The 16,775-nt window shown below is 74.4% G+C and carries 17 protein-coding genes; 6 read left to right on the top strand and 11 right to left on the bottom strand.

Annotated features, from left to right (window positions below; translation table 11 throughout):
* Positions 1 to 10: 10 nt before the first annotated feature.
* Positions 11 to 970 carry a LysR substrate-binding domain-containing protein gene (locus AB0C33_RS11330; protein ID WP_358286172.1) on the bottom strand — a complete coding sequence of 320 codons (960 nt, stop codon included), beginning with the start codon at positions 968 to 970 and terminating at the stop codon, positions 11 to 13.
* A 64-nt stretch (positions 971 to 1,034) separates the two neighbouring features.
* On the opposite strand from AB0C33_RS11330, the gene AB0C33_RS11325 reads away from it, so the two are divergent.
* Both AB0C33_RS11325 and AB0C33_RS11320 read left to right on the top strand, forming a co-directional pair.
* Positions 1,035 to 2,231, top strand: a complete 1,197-nt coding sequence (locus AB0C33_RS11325; protein WP_358286170.1) for an MFS transporter — start codon at positions 1,035 to 1,037, stop codon at positions 2,229 to 2,231.
* Between the two features lie 37 nt (positions 2,232 to 2,268).
* Entirely contained in the window at positions 2,269 to 3,462 is a 1,194-nt protein-coding gene (locus tag AB0C33_RS11320) for a S8 family serine peptidase (protein WP_358286168.1), read from the top strand.
* A 59-nt stretch (positions 3,463 to 3,521) separates the two neighbouring features.
* On the opposite strand, the gene AB0C33_RS11315 is transcribed toward AB0C33_RS11320, so the two are convergent.
* The 5 genes from AB0C33_RS11315 to AB0C33_RS11295 are packed head-to-tail and all read right to left on the bottom strand — an operon-like array spanning position 3,522 to position 8,962.
* Positions 3,522 to 4,481 (bottom strand): aldo/keto reductase, encoded by a 960-nt coding sequence (locus AB0C33_RS11315; RefSeq protein ID WP_358286166.1) that lies wholly within the window; start codon positions 4,479 to 4,481, stop codon positions 3,522 to 3,524.
* Positions 4,478 to 5,350 (bottom strand): branched-chain amino acid ABC transporter permease, encoded by an 873-nt coding sequence (locus tag AB0C33_RS11310; RefSeq protein WP_357707625.1) that lies wholly within the window; start codon positions 5,348 to 5,350, stop codon positions 4,478 to 4,480. The genes AB0C33_RS11315 and AB0C33_RS11310 overlap by 4 nt, the downstream gene beginning before the upstream one ends.
* Entirely contained in the window at positions 5,350 to 6,501 is a 1,152-nt protein-coding gene (locus AB0C33_RS11305; RefSeq protein ID WP_358286164.1) for an ABC transporter substrate-binding protein, read from the bottom strand. The genes AB0C33_RS11310 and AB0C33_RS11305 overlap by 1 nt, the downstream gene beginning before the upstream one ends.
* Entirely contained in the window at positions 6,498 to 8,216 is a 1,719-nt protein-coding gene (locus AB0C33_RS11300) for an ATP-binding cassette domain-containing protein (protein WP_358286162.1), read from the bottom strand. Before AB0C33_RS11300 ends, AB0C33_RS11305 begins: the two co-directional genes overlap by 4 nt.
* Positions 8,216 to 8,962, bottom strand: coding sequence for an ABC transporter ATP-binding protein (locus AB0C33_RS11295; protein ID WP_358286160.1), 747 nt, complete (start codon positions 8,960 to 8,962; stop codon positions 8,216 to 8,218). The genes AB0C33_RS11300 and AB0C33_RS11295 overlap by 1 nt, the downstream gene beginning before the upstream one ends.
* Before the next feature lie 185 nt (positions 8,963 to 9,147).
* On the opposite strand from AB0C33_RS11295, the gene AB0C33_RS11290 reads away from it, so the two are divergent.
* Positions 9,148 to 10,497: an amidohydrolase family protein gene (locus AB0C33_RS11290; RefSeq protein ID WP_358286158.1), complete on the top strand. Its 1,350-nt coding sequence runs from the start codon at positions 9,148 to 9,150 to the stop codon at positions 10,495 to 10,497.
* A 19-nt stretch (positions 10,498 to 10,516) separates the two neighbouring features.
* Here the strand turns inward: AB0C33_RS11290 and AB0C33_RS11285 are convergent, their stop codons facing one another.
* Entirely contained in the window at positions 10,517 to 11,353 is an 837-nt protein-coding gene (locus AB0C33_RS11285; RefSeq protein WP_358286156.1) for an aldo/keto reductase, read from the bottom strand.
* 115 nt (positions 11,354 to 11,468) lie between these two features.
* Here AB0C33_RS11285 and AB0C33_RS11280 point away from each other — a divergent pair, with 115 nt between their 5' ends.
* The gene (locus AB0C33_RS11280; protein ID WP_358287545.1) at positions 11,469 to 12,296 is read left to right on the top strand and encodes a metallophosphoesterase; all 828 of its coding nucleotides are present in this window, start codon (positions 11,469 to 11,471) and stop codon (positions 12,294 to 12,296) included.
* 20 nt (positions 12,297 to 12,316) lie between these two features.
* Here the strand turns inward: AB0C33_RS11280 and AB0C33_RS11275 are convergent, their stop codons facing one another.
* From AB0C33_RS11275 to AB0C33_RS11260, 4 genes are read right to left on the bottom strand one after another with little or no spacing between them, the layout of a single operon-like run.
* The gene (locus tag AB0C33_RS11275; protein ID WP_358286154.1) at positions 12,317 to 12,961 is read right to left on the bottom strand and encodes a response regulator transcription factor; all 645 of its coding nucleotides are present in this window, start codon (positions 12,959 to 12,961) and stop codon (positions 12,317 to 12,319) included.
* On the bottom strand, positions 12,952 to 14,139 hold the full coding sequence (locus tag AB0C33_RS11270; RefSeq protein WP_358286152.1) for a histidine kinase: 1,188 nt from the start codon (positions 14,137 to 14,139) through the stop codon (positions 12,952 to 12,954). Before AB0C33_RS11270 ends, AB0C33_RS11275 begins: the two co-directional genes overlap by 10 nt.
* A gap of 11 nt (positions 14,140 to 14,150) precedes the next feature.
* Positions 14,151 to 14,957 carry an ABC transporter permease gene (locus AB0C33_RS11265; RefSeq protein WP_358286150.1) on the bottom strand — a complete coding sequence of 269 codons (807 nt, stop codon included), beginning with the start codon at positions 14,955 to 14,957 and terminating at the stop codon, positions 14,151 to 14,153.
* Positions 14,954 to 15,868, bottom strand: coding sequence for an ATP-binding cassette domain-containing protein (locus AB0C33_RS11260; RefSeq protein WP_358286148.1), 915 nt, complete (start codon positions 15,866 to 15,868; stop codon positions 14,954 to 14,956). The genes AB0C33_RS11265 and AB0C33_RS11260 overlap by 4 nt, the downstream gene beginning before the upstream one ends.
* A 174-nt stretch (positions 15,869 to 16,042) precedes the next feature.
* On the opposite strand from AB0C33_RS11260, the gene AB0C33_RS11255 reads away from it, so the two are divergent.
* Positions 16,043 to 16,219, top strand: a complete 177-nt coding sequence (locus AB0C33_RS11255) for a hypothetical protein (RefSeq protein WP_358286146.1) — start codon at positions 16,043 to 16,045, stop codon at positions 16,217 to 16,219.
* Positions 16,220 to 16,319: 100 nt separating this feature from the next.
* Positions 16,320 to 16,775 (top strand): hypothetical protein, encoded by a 456-nt coding sequence (locus AB0C33_RS11250; RefSeq protein WP_358286144.1) that lies wholly within the window; start codon positions 16,320 to 16,322, stop codon positions 16,773 to 16,775.

Here is a 16,775-nt window from a genome sequence, read left to right as displayed (position 1 = left end):
GAGCCGTCAACTACTTCTGCGAGGACGGGTGTCGGCTGGGCCGCAACCCCGGGCCGACGTCGGCGGCGCCGGAGCGCACGTGGTCCAGGAAGGCGCGCACGGCGGGCGTGAGCCGGGCCCCGGCGGGCCAGCACGCCCCGATCGTCCGGAACACCGGAGGCGACAGCGGGATCTGCACGACGCCCTCGGCGGGCGTCAGACGGGGCAGCACGGCCACGCCGAGCCCGGCCGCCACCAGGCCGCGCACGGTCTCCGACTCCTGCCCCTCGAAGGCGATCCTGGGCGTGAACCCGGCCGCCGCGCACAGGTCGTCGGTGATCTGGCGGACGCCGTAGCCGTGTTCGAGCGTCACCAGCTCCTCCCCGGCCAGCTCGGCGGGCCGCACCCGGGCACGTCCGGCGAACCGGTGGCCGGGCGGCACGGACAACACCAGCTCCTGGTCGGCGAGCGGGTGCCCGGACAGGCCCGGGTCGCCGTCGGGCAGGGGCGCGACGAACACCAGGTCGATCTCGCCCTCGGCGAGCGCGCGCAGCATGTCCTGGCGCGAGCCCTGCGCCAGGCTGAACCGCACGCCCGGGTGGCGCTCGCGGAAGCCCCGGATCAGCGAGGGGACGAGCGTGCGGCCCAGCAGGTGCAGGAACCCGAGCACGATCCGGCCGCTGCCGGGGTCGATCTCCTCGCGCACCTCGCGGGCGGCCGACTCCATGGTGGCCAGCGCCCTGCCGGAGGCGGCGGCCAGGACGCGCCCGGCCCTGGTCAGGCGGATGCCCCGCCCGTACGGGACGACGAGTGGCGCTCCGACCAGGTCGGCCAGCGCGGCCAGGCGGCGGCTGGCGGTGGGCTGCGGCATGCCGAGCAGCTCGGCCGCCCGCGTGACGTGCCCGGTCTCCCCCACGGCGGCCAGCAGGGCGAGCGTGGGAGCCAGCCCGGCGGCCAGCCGCTCGTCCACGAGCTGGTATTCATCCACCACAGCATGAATTATGGCCTATTTCCGCATTGGACGTATTTATTAGCCTTGCTTAGCGTTTCCAGGCGTGGCGGTCATCGAAGCTCAACGAGTCGGCACCCGGCGGGCCGGTCCGGCCGTGGCGGCGGCCGGCGTCTCCTCCTTCGCCCTGCTGTACGCGCCGCAGCCCGTCCTGCCGCAGCTGGCCGCCGACTTCCGGCTCGACCCCGGCGGCGCGTCGCTGGCCGTCGGCGTGGCCACGGCGGCGCTGGCGGTGGCGGTGCTGCCGCTGGCCGCGCTGGCGGAGGTCGTCGGGCGGCGGCGGATGATCGTGTGGTCCGTGCTGGCCTCGGCGCTGATCGGGCTGGCGCTGCCGCTGGCGCCGACGTTCCCGGTGCTGGTGGCGATGCGGGCGGCGCAGGGGGTGGCGGTCGCCGGGTTCGCCGGGGTCGGGGCGGCGTACCTGGCCGATCTGGTGGGGGCGACGAGGCTGGCCGGGGCGGTGGGCGTGATGATCGCCGGGAACTCGGTGGGCGGGATGCTGGGCCGGCTGGGCGCCGGGTTCGCCGCCGGGCCGTGGGGGTGGCGGGGCGCGCTGCTGGTGGTGGCCGGCGTGTCGCTGCTCTGCTCGGCGTACGCGGCCCGCACGCTGCCCGCCCCGCCGCCCTTCGTCCGTGCCCCGCACACCGGGGGCGGCGGCCGGATCGGGACGGCGCTGCTGGCGCCGTACACGGTGGGGGCGCTGGGCGTCGGCGCGTTCGTCGCCCTCTACAACGCCGCCTCCTTCCGCCTGTCCGCGCCGCCGCTGTCGCTCTCCCCCGCCGTGGCCTCCCTGGTGTTCCTCTCCTACGCCCTCGGCACCGCCTCCTCGGCCGCCGCCGGCCGGCTGGCGGACCGCCTGGGACGCCGGGCGGCCCTGGTCACCGCCCTGGCCGTGACGGCCGCCGGCGCGGCGCTGACCGCGCTCGGCCCCCTGGCCGCGGTCGTGACCGGGTTCGCCGTGCTGACCGCCGGGTTCTTCGCCGCGCACGCCGTGGCCAACGCGTGGGTCGCCGCGCAGGCCCCGCCGGCCGCCCGCGGGCGCGCCGCCGGGATCTACACCCTGTGCTACTACCTGGGCAGCGGCGCCGGCGGCACGGCGGGCAGCGCCGTCTACGGCCACGCCGGATGGATCTGGCTGATCGTCCTGACCTCGGCCTGGCTGCTGCTGGCGATCGTGGCCGTGCTCGTCGCGGGCCGGCAGCCGCGGGCTGTTGTCAGGCGACCCCGGCAGGAGTACGCCTGACATCACAGGGGTGGGCTACTTCCAGGAGGGGAAGACGATGGCCGACCAGTTCATCGTGTTGCGCGATCTGAGCAGGACCCGCATGGCCGCGCCGTTCGAGCGGGCCGCCGCCGTGGCCGAGACGCCGAGCGAGCCGCACGTCGAGGTCACCGGGCTCGGCAAGCGCGAGGTGGCCGACCTCGCGCGGGACCCGTCGGTGGCCGCGGTCGCCCGGCCGATGCCGACCACCGTGCCGGGCGCGCCCGAGGACGCCGAGGCCCCGCCGCCGGCGGCGGAGGCGGGCGCGCAGGTCACGTGGGGGGTGCGGGCGCTGGGCGCCGACGCCTCCACCCGTACGGGGGCGGGGACGGTGGTCGCCGTCCTCGACACCGGCATCGACGCCACGCATCCGGCCTTCGCCGGGATGACGCTGGTGGAGGAGGACTTCACCGGGTCGGGCCGCGGCGACAAGGTCGGCCACGGCACCCACTGCGCCGGCACCGTCTTCGGCCGCCCGGTCGACGGCATGCGCATCGGCGTCGCCCCCGGCGTCGAACGGGCGCTGATCGGCAAGGTGCTCGGCGACGACGGCAAGGGCTCGACCGCCGCGACGGTCAAGGGCCTGCTCTGGGCGCTCGGGAACGACGCCGACGTCATCACCATGTCGCTCGGCATCGACTTCCCGGCCGCCATGCGGCAGCTGGAGGAGCGCGGGCTGCCGCAGTTCCTGGCCACGTCGATCGCGCTGGAGTCGTACCGGGCCACGTTGCGGCTCTACGACTCGCTGATGCGGATGATCGCGGCCAGGGCGGCGTTCGGCGCCGGCACGATCGTCGTCGCGGCCACGGGCAACGCCAGCCACCGGGAGCTGCGGCCGGACTTCGAGGTCGGGCCGGAGCTGCCGTCGGCCGCCGAGGGCATGATGGCCGTGGGCGCGGTGCAGCGGCTGCCGTCCGGGCGGCTGGCGGTCGCGCGGTTCTCCAACACCTTCCCGCAGGTGTGCGCGCCGGGCGTGGACGTGGTCTCGGCCCGTACCGGAGGCGGGCTGACCAGCAAGAGCGGCACCAGCATGGCCGCGCCGCACGTGGCCGGGGCGGCGGCGCTGTGGTGGCAGGAGCTGCGGGCGGGCAGCGACGGCGCGCGGGCCGCGGCGGTCACCGGCCGGTTGCTGCTGACCGCCGCGACGGACGTGTTCGTCCCGGACGCCGACACCGAGGACCTGGGCGCGGGGCTGGTCCAGGCGCCCCGCTGAGCCGGCAGGCAGCCCGCATGCAGCCGCACGGTGTCCCGGCCGCGGTGGCCGGGACACCGTCAGGGGCCTTCGGGGTCCACCGTGTCGGCGTCGGCCCAGAACGGCGCGGCCAGCTCGCGCAGCCGCGCCGCGCCGACCCGGTCGAGCAGGGCGAGCGCGCCCGCGTTGTCGGCGAGCTGGGCCGTGCTCGTGACGCCGAACAGCACACTGGCCACCGCCGGATGGGTGAGGCAGAAAGCCACGCACACCTGCGCGGGCGTCGCCTCCAGCGCGGCCGCCACCTCGGCCAGCCCGGCGGCGGCCGTCGCGGCCCGCGCGCGCACGCCGCCGGGGTCGGGGAAGACCGGCCGGGCGGGCCTCTCCTTGCCGGCCAGCAGCCCGCCTTCGAGCACGTCGCTGGCCTGCAGCGAGACGCCGGCGTCGAACACCTCGGAGAACGGCACCCCTTCCGGGATCGAGCGGCGGCACGGGTTGTACTTGAGCTGGGCCAGTTGCGGCCCCGGCGAGCCGAGGTCGCGGGCGTGGTTGCGGATGGTCAGGATCGAGGTGGCCGACCAGTTGTTGACGCCCCAGCAGCCGAGCAGCCCCTCGGCCTCCAGCGCGGCCAGCTCGCGGGCCAGGCGGCGCAGGTCGAGGTCGTCCCGGTGCACGTCGCCGACCACGGCCAGGTCGGCGTGGTCGGTGCCGGCCCGCAGCAGCGCGCGTTCGAGCTGGTCGCGCAGCGGACGCCCGGGGTGGTCGTCGAGCCAGAGCTTGACCGAGAGCAGGTAGTCCTCGCGGGCCAGGCCGGCGGCCCTGACCATGGCCGAGAAGAGCACGTCGGTGAAGACCGGCCGCTGTCCGGGCAGGCCGTAGACGCCCACGTCGAACAGGGTGACGCCGATCTCCACGGCGTGCCGCAGCAGCTCGACGGCAGCGCCGAAGTCCATCCGGTCGTAGGTGTGCCAGGACCCCAGCGACAGCACCGACGCCTCGGGGCCGTGCGCGCCGATCTGGCGCTGGGGGACCTTGACCGTCATACGTTCGCCTCCGAGTCCCAGACCTGGTGACGGCTACGCCACCACAACAACGCCACCATCACCAGGAAGGGCAGCACCCCGCGGTACTGCTGGACCGCCTCCAGCGACGCCGTCACCCCTTCCAGGCAGCCCAGCAGCAGCCCGCCGGCCAGCGTCAGCCACAGGCTGCTGAACGCCCCCACCATGGCCACCGCCAGCGCGGTCGTGACCAGGTTGCCCAGCGTGGAGAAGTCGCCGCCGAGCCGCGGCGCGACCAGGACGATCACCAGCGTGCTGACCGCGCCGATCGCCACCCAGACGGCCAGCGCGAGCCGGGGCGCGGGGATGCCGACGACCTGCGCGGTGGCCGGTCGTTCCGACAGCGCCTGGAGCCGCAGCCCCACCCGGGTGCGCCCGAGCAGCAGCCCCACGCCGACCGTGATGAGCACCGCGAACGACAGCGACACCAGCACCGCCTGCGGCACGACCACCTCGCCCACGGTGAAGGCGGGCGCGTCGAACGGCTGCGGGAAGCGCCGCGCGCCGCTGGTGTTGTTGCCGAACAGCCGCAGCCCGACCGACATCAGCGCGACGAACACCGCCACGGTGACGGCCGCCTTGGTGCGCAGGTCGTGCTCGCCGAACCAGCGCACCAGGCCGAGGCCGAGCAGCGCCGAGACCAGCCCGCCGGCCAGCGCCCCGAGCGGGAGCGCGAGCCAGACGTTCAGGCCGGCGTCGGTGAGGGTGACCATGACGAAGGCGCCCATCGCGCCCACGGCCGCCATCGCGAAGTTCACCACCGCGACGAGCCGGTAGGTCAGGACGACGCAGAGCCCGAGCAGCGCGTACACGCCGCCGCTGGTCAGGCCCGCGACCACGGAGTCGAGCATCAGCCGTTCCGCTTCGGGACGATGAAGCCCTCGGGCAGCACCGTCCACTTGCCGTTCTCGGCCTTGACGAAGCGGCTGCCCTCGATGGGGTTGTGCGTCTGGCCGGGGCCGAACACCCAGGGCGTGCCGACCATGGGGTAGGTGATGGGCTGCATCGACTTGAACGCCTTGGTCACCGACTCCCGGGTGACGTCCCCCTTGATCGTCTTGAGGACCTGGACGAACACGTCGGCCGCCATCACCCCGCCCTGGCTGAACGCGGTCTTCTGGATCTTGTTGTCGTTGACGATCTTCGCCCATCGCTCGTTGCCCGGCAGCGTCTCGTCGGTGTACGGCTGCCACTCGGTGCCCGCCTGGGCCTTCATGCCGGCCGGGATGAGGGCGGCGTTGGCGTCGGTGTAGGCGTTGGCCATGAGGATGAAGTCGACGTCCTGCATGCCCTGGGTCTTGGCCTGGGCGAACCAGGGCCCGACCTGGGCGTTGTAGACGACCGCCTGGCAGCCGCCGCTCTTGAGCTTGACCAGGTACGGCGTCGGGTCGCCCTGCCCGACCGAGGTGTCCTTGACCGCCAGCGTCTTGCCGGTGATGTCGCTCCACTCCTTGACGGCCGCGTCGATGCCGCCGCCGCTGCCCGGCAGCACGGTGAAGGCCAGGCACACCTTGTCGTGCTTGAGCGTCTCGGAGGCGTAGTAGAGCATCGCGGTCAGCAGCTTGAACGGGCCGGGGTTGACCGGGGCGATGTTCGGGCTGGTGAAGCAGGCCGGGTCCACGCCCACCGCCGGGATCGAGACGATCTGCGCCTTGCTGTAGGTGGCCCGGTTGAGCCCGCAGTCCACGGCGCTGGAGGAGCCGACGAACGCGACGACCTCCTCGGAGTCGATCAGCTCGCGCGCCGCCTCCGTGGAGCGCTGCGGGTTCATCGCGTCGTCCTTGCTGATCAGCTCGATCTTGCGGCCGTTGATCCCGCCGGCCTTGTTGACCTCCTCGAAGACGGCCTTGACCGCCTGCGGCACCTCGGGGGTCTGGAACAGGCCGGTGACTCCGTTGACGGCGCCGACCTTGATGGGCCCGTCGGTGCCCGAGCCGCCGGAGCAGGCCGTCAGAGCGGTCAGCAGGCCGAGGACGGGCAGGGCCATGAGTACGCGTTTCACGATGTCTCCTCCAAGACGGTGCCGAGGTAGGCGGCCCTGACGGCCGGTGCGTCCAAGACGTCGAGCGTCGGCCCCGAGGCGATCACGTGCCCGAAGTCCAGCACCGTGACCTGGCCGCAGGCGGCTCGTACGAGATCCATGTCGTGCTCCACCAGCAGGATCGACACGCCGAAGCGGGCCGGGACCTGGGCCAGGCGGTGGCCGAGCCGCAGCGACTCGGCGGCGGACTGGCCGGCGGCCGGCTCGTCGAGCAGCGCGACCTTCGGCCTGGCGGCGATCGCGGCGGCGACGTCGAGCAGCCTTCTGGTGCCCGCGTCGAGGATCGAGACCGGCACCTCGCCGGGCGGGCAGCCGAAGAAGCGCAGCACCTCCGCCGCCTCCTGCCTGGGCAGGCGCCGCCCGGCGACGATCGCCAGGTACTCCTCCTGCGTCAGCTCCGGAGCGATGGCGGTGGTCTGGAACGTGCGGCGCAGCCCGCGCCGGGCCCTGACGCTCGGGCTGAGCCGGTCGAGTGGCTGCCCGGCGAGCACGACCGAGCCCTCGTAGCGGGCGGCGAAGCCGGTGACCGCGGAGATCAGCGTGGACTTGCCGGCGCCGTTCGGGCCGATCAGGCCGCAGACGCCGAGGGCGGGCACGGTCAGGTCCACGCCGTCCAGGGCGACGACCTGGCCGAACCGCACGCTCAGCCCGCGGATCTCCAGCACGTTCCCCTCGCCCGCCGCCGGAGGAACCGGGGCGGGCTCCTCGGCGGACGCGGCGGACGCGGCCTCCAGCAGCGGACGGGCGGCCCGTTCGCGCCTGCGGGCGCGGGTGAAGTCGGTCTGGCTGACCCCGCTGCGCAGGGCGAAGATCGCCATGACGCCGAACAGGATGCCGCCGAGGTCCTGCGGCAGGCGCAGCTTCTCCAGGACCGTGGCCATGACCGCGCCGAAGATGCCGCCCAGGACGGCGCCCTCGGTGTTGTGCGGCCCGATGAGCACGGCGACCGCGAACAGCGCCAGCGACTGCATCATCGCGAAATTTCCGGATACGACGAGGCCGAGCTGCCCCGCCATCAGCCCGCCCCCGATGCCGGCGATGAACGCGCTGATGGCGAAGGCCGTGAGCTTGCTGCGGGCCACGGAGATGCCGTGCGCCGCCGCCGCCCGCTCGGAGTGCCGCAGCTCCAGCCACGACCGCCCGATCCTGGTCCGGTTGACCAGCGCCAGGCCGATCGCGATCAGCACGAACACGGCCATGGCCAGCACGAAGTACGCCGCGTCGGAGGCGAACGGCTCCGGCCGGACGAGCGTCTTCAGCTCGGTCGTGCCGGGGAACTGGTTGGCGTTCAGCACGATGTCGGTGGAGACGGCGAAGCCGAGCGTGACGACGGCGAGGTTGACGCCCCGGATGCGCAGCGCGGGCAGCCCGATCGCGACGCCCACCGGCACGGCCGCCAGGCCGCCGAGCACCAGCCACAGCAGGAAGCCGCCGGGCGCGTCGGCCAGGTTCAGCCGCAGCACCACCCAGGCCCCGATCGCCGCGAACGACATCTGGCACAGCGACATGACCCCGGCCCGCCCGACGATCACGCCGTAGCTCTGCATGAGCACGCCGCTGACCACGGCCGCGATCGCCAGGTAGATCCAGTACGGCGGCAGCACCCAGGGCAGCACCGCGCACGCCGCGACGGCCAGCCCCAGCCCGGGACCCCAGGTTCTCAGCAGCACGTTCATCAGCTCCCGCCTTCCGTGCCGGCCGCCCGGGCGAGACCGTCGTCGGTGACGGCGCCGAAGTACAACTCGTGCAGCCGGTCCTGCGCCCCGCGCAGCTCCTCGCACGGACCCTCGAAGACCACCCGGCCCTTGCGCAGCACGTACGCGCGGGCGCCGATCTCCAGCGCCAGGTTGGCGAACTGCTCGACGAGCAGCACCCCGATGCCCCGCTCGGCCAGTTCCCGCACCGAGCCCATCAGGCGGCGGACCACGACCGGCGCGAGCCCGAGCGACATCTCGTCGATGAGGACGACCTTGGGCCCGGCGATCAGCGCCCGGCCGATGACGAGCATCTGCTGCTCGCCGCCGGACAGGTTGGCGGCCGGCAGGGTGCGCCTGCGGTCCAGCTCGGGGAAGATGTCGTAGACCATGGCCGGGTCGCCGTCGCCGGAGACCAGCAGGTTCTGCTCCAGCGTGAGGGTGCGGAACACGGTGCGGGCCTGCTCGGCGTACCCGAGTCCGGCCTGGGCGCGGCGGTAGGTGGGCAGGCCGGTCAGCGGCGTGCCGGCGAGGGCGACCGTGCCGGCGGCGGGGGCCAGGCCCGCGATGCCGTCGAGCAGGGTGGTCTTGCCCGCGCCGTTCGCGCCGAGCAGCACGGTGACCGTGCCGGGCGCGACGCCGAGGCTGACCTCGTGCACGACGGGCACCTCTCCCCTGGAGACGCTGAGGCCCCGTACGTCGAGGACGTCGTCCGCGGGAGCGCCCATCAGCGGCTCCGGCGGCGGTCGTCGGCCGCGGCGGCCGGCGGCGCGTGCGCCGGTCCGCGAGGGGCCCGATCGATGATGCGCCGTGCCTCGAAAGGTAGAGGCATCGTCACCTCCCGGCACGAAATCGTATCTGATTCCATGTACGTTATGCGGATGGAAATGAGAGTGTCCAGAGCGGAGCGGATATGAAATCTGCGGCTGACAACAGGTCGGCGGATCTGGTCATGACCGGCGGCGTCGTCCACACGATGAACGCGGCCGGCCATCTCGCGTCCGGCATCGCGATCAAGGACGGACGCATCGTCAGGGTCGGCACTCCCTTGCAGGTCCAGGCCATGGTGGGCCCGGGGACGCGGGTCGTGCGCCTGCGCGGCAGATCGGTCCTGCCCGGCATCAACGACAGCCACCTGCACGGCGCGTGGCTCGGCCTGCGCTGGCCCGACCTGCTGCTGGACCGCCTGACCGGCGCCGCCGACCTCGTGCCCGACTCCCGGCTGGGCAAGCAGGAGGAGCGGCGGGCGGCGATCCTGCGCGCCGGCGACCTGCTGGCCTCCCTGGGCATCACCAGCTACACCGAGCCCGGCCTCGGCCCCTGCGAGCACGACGGCGGCGGGCGCTTCGGCGTCGAGGTCCTGCGCGAGTACGCCGGGATGGCCGCGCGGGGCGAGCTGAAGGCGCGGGTGAGCGCGTTGCTGCTGTTCGCCGAGGTGGACGGGCGCAGCTCACTGCCCGACCTGGTCGCCGGGCTGCGCGACCTGACGCCGCCCGCCGAGGTGCCGGGCTGGTTCAAGGTGGCCGGGGTGAAGATCTTCGCCGACGGCATCCCGCCGATGCGCACGGCCTGGAGCGACGAGCCGTACGAGGACGGCACGCACGGCGCCCCGCTGGTCGAGGGCGGCTCGGAGGACGAGCGCGAGACCGCCCTGACGACCATGATCAAGACCGCCGCCGCGGCCGGGCACCAGGTCGCGGTGCACGCCACCGGGAGCCGCGCGACCCGGACGGTCACCCGCGCCCTGGCCGGAGCCCCCGGGCGGCGCCACTACCTCGTCCACGGCGACGTCCTGCATCCGGACACCCTCAAGACGATGGCCGCGGCCGGCATCGGCCTGACCACCCAGCCGGGCATCGCCGCCGCCGCCTCCCCCATGCTGCGCGACGCCCTGGGCCAGGCCGCGCTCGGGCACGCCTGGCCGGTGCGGGACGCGCTGGCCGCCGGCGTACGGCTCAGCCTCAGCTCCGACGCCCCCATGCTCACCCCCGACTGGCGGCACGGCGTGGCCGCGGCCGCCACCCGGTGGGCCGTCGAGGGCGCGCGCGACCAGCGGCTCGCCCTGGACCAGGCGCTGCGCGCCTACACCAGCACCCCGGCCTGGCAGGAGGGCGCGGAGTCGTGGAAGGGCTCGCTGGAGCCGGGCAAGGTCGCCGACCTGTGCGTGCTCGACGACAGCCTGCTGGACGCTCACCCGGCCGACCTGCCCGAGGTGCCGGTCGCGATGACGATGGTGGACGGCAGGATCGTCTACGAACGCTGACCGGGGGCGGCTGGTGGAGTCACAGCTCCACGTGGTGGTCGGGGTCGCCGCCGAGGCGGCTGCCGCCGCCGCCCAGGGCCGAGATGCGCGCCATCTCCTCGGCCGACAGCTCGAAGTCGAAGACCTCCAGGTTGTGGCGCATCCGCCCGGGGTCGGCCGACTTGGGGATCGGCACGGCGCCGAGCTGCACGTGCCAGCGGAGCACGACCTGGGCGGGGGTGCGGTCGTGCGCGGCGGCGACCTCGGTGACGGCCGGGTCGTCGAGCAGCTTGCCGCCGGCTCCGAGCGGGCTCCACGACTCGGTCGCCACGCCGTGCCCGGTGAGCCAGGCGAGCAGGCCGGGCTGCGGGAAGCCGGGGTGCAGCTCGACCTGGTTGACCGCGGGCCACACGCCGGTGGCGTCGACCACCCGCTCGATCTGCTCCGGGGTGAAGTTGGACACGCCGATCGAGCGGGCCAGCCCCTCCTCGCGCAGCCGGACGAACGCCTTCCAGGTGTCGACGAACAGGCCGTGGCCGGGCAGCGGCCAGTGGATGAGGTAGAGGTCGACGTGGTCGAGGCCGAGGCGGGACCGGCTCTCCTCGAACCCGCGCAGCGCCAGGTCGTAGCCGTGCTGGGCGCCGCGCAGCTTCGTGGTGACGAACAGCTCCTCGCGCGGCACGCCCGACTCGGCGACCGCCGCGCCCACGCCGCGCTCGTTGCCGTAGCTGGCGGCGGTGTCGATCAGCCGGTAGCCGAGCGTGAGCGCGTGGCCGACGGCCTGGCGGGCCTGGCGGTCGTCCATCGGCCAGGTGCCGAGGCCCAGGCGCGGCATGGCGCGGCCGTCGGAGAGCACGAGGGTCGGCGCGGTCGTCATGGCGGTCCTCTTCCGGGTGCGGGCAGGTGACGTACCTACCCGCCGCCGGGATGATCAACCTGCCGGTGGACCCCGCGCCACGTCGCGGCGCGGGCGGCGTACGATCCGAGACGTGATCACCGCTCCCCGCCTGCTCGCCGTCAGCGACCTGCACGTGCACCATCCCGACAACCGCGCGTTCGTCGAGGAGCTGCGCCCCGGGTCGGACGGCGACTGGCTGCTCGTCGCGGGCGACGTCGGCGAGCTGACGACGGACATCGCCTGGGCGTTGCGGCTGCTGGCCGACCGGTTCGCGCGGGTGGTGTGGGCGCCCGGCAACCACGAGCTGTGGACGCCGGCCCGCGACCCGGTGCGGCTGCGCGGCGAGGAGCGCTACCGGTACCTGGTGGAGCTCTGCCGCGATCTCGGCGTGCTCACGCCGGAGGACCCGTACGCGGTGTGGGAGGGGGCGCGCGGCCCGGTCACCGTGGCGCCGCTGTTCGTCCTGTACGACTACACCTGGCGTCCGGAGGGCGCGACGACCAAGGAGGAGGCCCTGCGCACGGCCTACGACGCGGGGATCGTCTGCACCGACGAGGTCATGCTCCACCCCGACCCCCACCCCGGCAGGGACGCCTGGTGCGCGGCCAGGGTCGAGTACACCGAGGCGCGGCTGGCCGCCCGGCCGCCGGGGCTGCCGACCGTGCTGGTCAACCACTATCCGCTGGTCCGCGAGCCGACGCGGGTGCTCACCCACCCGGAGTTCGCGCAGTGGTGCGGCACCGAACGCACCGCCCGCTGGCACCTCGACCACGACGCCGCCGCCGTCGTGTACGGCCACCTGCACATCCCGCGCCTGACCCACCACGACGGCGTGCCGTTCATGGAGGTCTCGCTCGGCTATCCGCGCGAGTGGCGGCCGCGGCCGAACCCGCCGGCGCTGCCCCGCGTGATCGACGTGTGACCGCCGGCCCGGTCTGCGGGTCAGCCCTCCAGGTAGCGCAGGATCGCCAGCACCCGCCTGCTGTAGCCGGTGTCGCGCGGCAGGTCGAGCTTTTCCATGATGGCGTTGACGTGCTTCTCCACGGTGGACGCCGAGACGTGCAGGCGCTCGGCGATGGCCGCGTTGACCAGCCCCTGGGCCAGGTGGGCCAGCACCTCGGACTCGCGCGGGCTGAGCCGGCTCAGCGGGTCGGCGTGGCTGGTGCGGGCCAGCAGCCGCCGCACCACCTCGGGGTCGAAGGCCGTGCCGCCGGCGCGTACGCGGTCGAGGGAGTCGAGGAAGTCGGCCACCTCCGAGACCCGGTCCTTCAGCAGGTAGCCGAGCCCCTCGGCGGGCCCGGCCAGCAGGGTGGCGGCGTAGTGGGGCTCGACGTACTGGGACAGGACGAGCACGCCCACCTCGGGCCACCGCGCGCGGATCTCCAGGGCCGCCCGCAGCCCCTCGTCCTTGTGGCCGGGCGGCATGCGCACGTCGATCACCGCCACGTCGGGCCGGTCATCGGCGACGGCGGCCAGCAGCGCGGGCGCGTCGCCCACGGCCGCGACGACCTCGTGCCCGGCCTCGGCGAGCAGCCGGGTCAGGCCCTCGCGCAGCAGCACGGAGTCGTCGGCCAGGATCAGCCGCACGGCGGCTCCTTGGGCAGCGTGGCGACGATCTTCGTGGGGCCGCCGGGCGGGCTGTCCACGGTGAACGCGCCGTCGAGCGCCAGGACCCGGCGGGCCAGCCCGGACAGGCCGCCGCCCGCGGGGTCGGCGCCGCCTCCGCCGTCGTCGGAGATCGCCACGCTCACCGTCCGTTCGTCCTCGCCCACCACGACCAGGATGTCATGGGCGCGGGCGTGCTTGACCGCGTTGGTGATCGCCTCCCTGGTCACGAAGTACAGGGCGGTCTCGATCTCCGTGGCGGGCCGGGCCGACAGCCCGTAGTGGACGGTGACCGGCACGACGGAGCGTTCGGCGACGCCGGCCAGCGCGGCCTCGATCCCCAGCTCGTCCAGGGCGGTGGGGTAGATGCGCCAGGCGACGCTGCGCAGCTCGTCCAGGAGGCGGCGGGACTCGGCGTAGGCCTGGTCGACCAGCTCGGCGGTCCGGTCGTGGTCGCGGCCGTGCCGGGCCCGGCCGAGCAGCATGGCCAGGGCCACGCCGCGCTGCTGGACGCCGTCGTGCAGGTCGCGTTCGATCCGGCGGCGCTCGTCGTCCACGGCCCGGACGATGCCCGAGCGGGTCGCGGTCAGCTCGGCGATGCGGCGGCGCATGAGCTCCCGGCCGCCGGGGCCGAGGAAGTGGGCGGCCAGGCGGCGTTCGAGCACGCCGGCGGCCAGGGCGAGCAGCGCGGTCACCGTCAGCAGGGCCACGCCGCCGGTCAGGCCGAGCATGCCGCCGGTGGTGACGATCCGCACGCCCGGCAGCTCGACGGGGACGGGGTCCGAGCCGCCGGTGATCAGGTCCCACGCCCCGCCGCCCAGCAGCAGGCCGCCGACGAACAGGGCGACGGCGCAGCCGTACCCGCCGAGCACGCCCAGGGCGGCGCGGGCGGCGAGGTAGGCGTAACCGCCGTCGCGGGTGGGGGCGGGGTGGCCGAACCACCGGGTCAGCCGGGCGCGTTCGAGCGCCATGAGCCGCGCCGCGCCGCGCCGGGCCAGGGGGCGCGCGGCCGGGACCAGCCAGGCGGGCCAGGCCGCGCAGAGGAAAGCCAGCTCGACCGCGCCGAGCGCCATGCCGGCCAGCACCCCCACCAGCGCCTTCACCGCCCGGCTGCCGGTGTTATCCCGGTTGTCCGGCATGGGCCCGAAGTTGTCCGACACGGGCCCGAAGTCTAGGCGTCGCGGCGGCGCAGCACGGCGTAGCCCGCCGCCAGCGCCGCCGCCGCCCAGGCCAGCAGCCAGGCCAGGCCCTCCCCCGCCGAGTACGGGACGGGCCCGCCGGTCAGGTTGTCCACGCTGCCCATGAACGCCAGCCCGGCGAACGTCGGCATGCGCAGCGAGGCGTCCAGCGCCGCCTGGCTCCCGGTCATCAGCAGCACCAGCGGCAGGCCCAGGAGCAGCATGAACACCACGGTCAGCGTGCCCGCCGCGCTGCGCATCGCGGCCCCGGCGCCCAGCGTCGTCACCGCCACCAGGGCGAAGAACACGCCCGCGCCCGTCACGTCCCGCACGGCCTCCCCGAACGGCAGCGCGACCAGCCCGCCGAACGCGTCGGCCTGCAGCACCACGTAGACCGCCGCCGTCGCCACCGCCCCCGACAGCGCCCCGGCGGCGAACATCACCGGCGCCACCACCAGCGCCTTGGCGGCCAGCACGAGCCCGCGCACCGGCGTGGCCTGCAGCGTGACCCTGATGCCGCCCGAGGAGTACTCCGACGTGATCGCCAGCATGGCCAGGGCGACCAGCGCGAACTGCACGAACGACGTGGCCGACACCACGGACTCACTCGCCGTCACCCGCGCGCCGGGCACCCCCTCTCGCACCCCCTCTCGCACCGCGTCGGTGGCCGCGGCGGCGGCCAGGGCCACGGCGGTCAGCACCATGAGCGCCGCCGCGCCGGCCAGGCACCACCACGTGGACCGGACCGACCACAACTTGCCCCACTCGGCCCGTGCCGCCTGCCACAACGCCGCCGTCACGCGCCCGCCTCCGTCGTCCCGTACTCCACGCTGCTCTCCGTCAGCTCCTGATAGGCCTGCTCCAGGGACGCCTCCCGGGTGCGCAGGCCGTGCAGCCTGATCCCGGCCTCGTAGGCCAGGTCGCCCACCCGCTCGACGGGCGCGCCGATGGCGACGACCTCGTTCTCGGCGACGCGCTCGGCGGCGATCCCGGCGGCGCGCAGGCGTCCGGCCAGTTCCCCGGCGTGCGGGGTGCGGGCCAGCACGGCCGTCAGCGAGCTGCGCCCGATGACCTCGGCCAGGGGCGCGTCGGCGATCAGCCGGCCCTTGCCGATCACCACCAGGTGGTCGGCCGTGAGCTGCATCTCGCTCATCAGATGGCTGGAGACGAACACCGTGCGGCCCTCCGCGGCCAGCGACCGCATGAGCCGGCGCACCCACCGCACGCCGTCGGGGTCGAGCCCGTTGACGGGCTCGTCGAACAGCAGCACCGCCGGGTCGCCGAGCAGCGCGGCGGCGATGCCGAGCCGCTGGCTCATGCCGAGCGAGAGCGCCCCGGCCCGGCGGTTCGCCGCGCCGGCCATGCCGACGCTCTCCAGCACCTCGGCCACCCGCCGCACGGGGATGCCGTTGCTGCGGGCCAGCGCGGTCAGGTGCGCCCGGCCGCTGCGCCCGGGGTGCAGCGCCCGCGCGTCGAGCAGCGCGCCGACCGTCCGCAGCGGGTTCCTGATCCGGTGGTACGGCACGCCGCCGACCAGCGCCGTGCCCGCCGAGGGCCGGTCGAGCCCGAGGACGAGCCGCATCGTGGTGGACTTCCCCGCGCCGTTGGGACCGAGGAACCCGGTCACCGCGCCGGGTCTGAGCTCCAGCGACAGGTCGTCCACCGCCGTCCGGTCGCCGTACCGCTTGGTCAAACCCTTCAGACTGATCACGAGGGTCAACGCTAGGCAGCCGGGGGACGGGCCACCATGGGGTCCGGCCGCCGACCTCGATGGCGGAAAACCGGAACAGACCAGGTCGCGACGCCGTCCGGCCGGGGCGAGCGCGCCCAAACAAGACGGTGCCGTTGCCCCGCGTTGACGTGCGGCTCACTACGGTTGCCGAGCATGACCGAAGACAAGAGCCGGAACCGGCGGCGGATCAGCATCGACGAAGTGGGCCTGGAGAAGCGCAGGTCCGCGATCCAGGCGCTCATGGAGCAGCCGCCGTCACCGGCGTCCGAGCAGGTGGGCGTCTTCGCCGAGGCGAACGCGCCGGGCGCGGCACAGGGCGACCTCGGCTGAGCCCGCCCGGCGCGGCCCCGGGTTCGGCAAAGCGGCGGCGCGGCGCGCCGCCGCTCCCGGGTCCGGGATGTCACGCTCGCCGGGAACGAGGAGTACCGCCATGAGCAAAGCCGTGCAAGGGCCCGAGCCGCATCCCCTCCTGGTCAAGCTGCTCCAGGAGGGTTCCCCGGACACCATGACGTTCTGGGGCTACGTGGGCCCGCCGTACCAGGACGGATTCGTCACGCTGTATCCCAGCCTGGAGGATCTGAACTCGGCCCTCGACATCCCGCAGAGCGACGTCCTGCACATCGAGGACGTGCCCGAGGACATCCTGCTCTTCGGCGCGAAGGTGTTGTGGGTACGCCGGGACGCCAAGGTCGTCCGCCGGCAGGCCGGCACGGCGGAGACATCGCTGACCTCGGAGGCCGCCGAGGCCGCCGGGGAGATCCGGACGGGCCGGCTGCACCTGCGGGTCAAGACCGAGCGCGCCGACTGCCACAGCCCCTGCATGACCTGCCGCGACTGCAGCAGCGTGTGCCTCTCGTCCTGCCGCAGGAAGTCGTCGCCGGAGTAG

The sequence above is a fragment of the Nonomuraea sp. NPDC048881 genome (assembly GCF_040649795.1).
Lineage (GTDB): Bacteria > Actinomycetota > Actinomycetes > Streptosporangiales > Streptosporangiaceae > Nonomuraea.
Note: the sequence above shows the minus strand (reverse complement) of the source record. Positions and strands in the feature narration are given on the sequence as shown.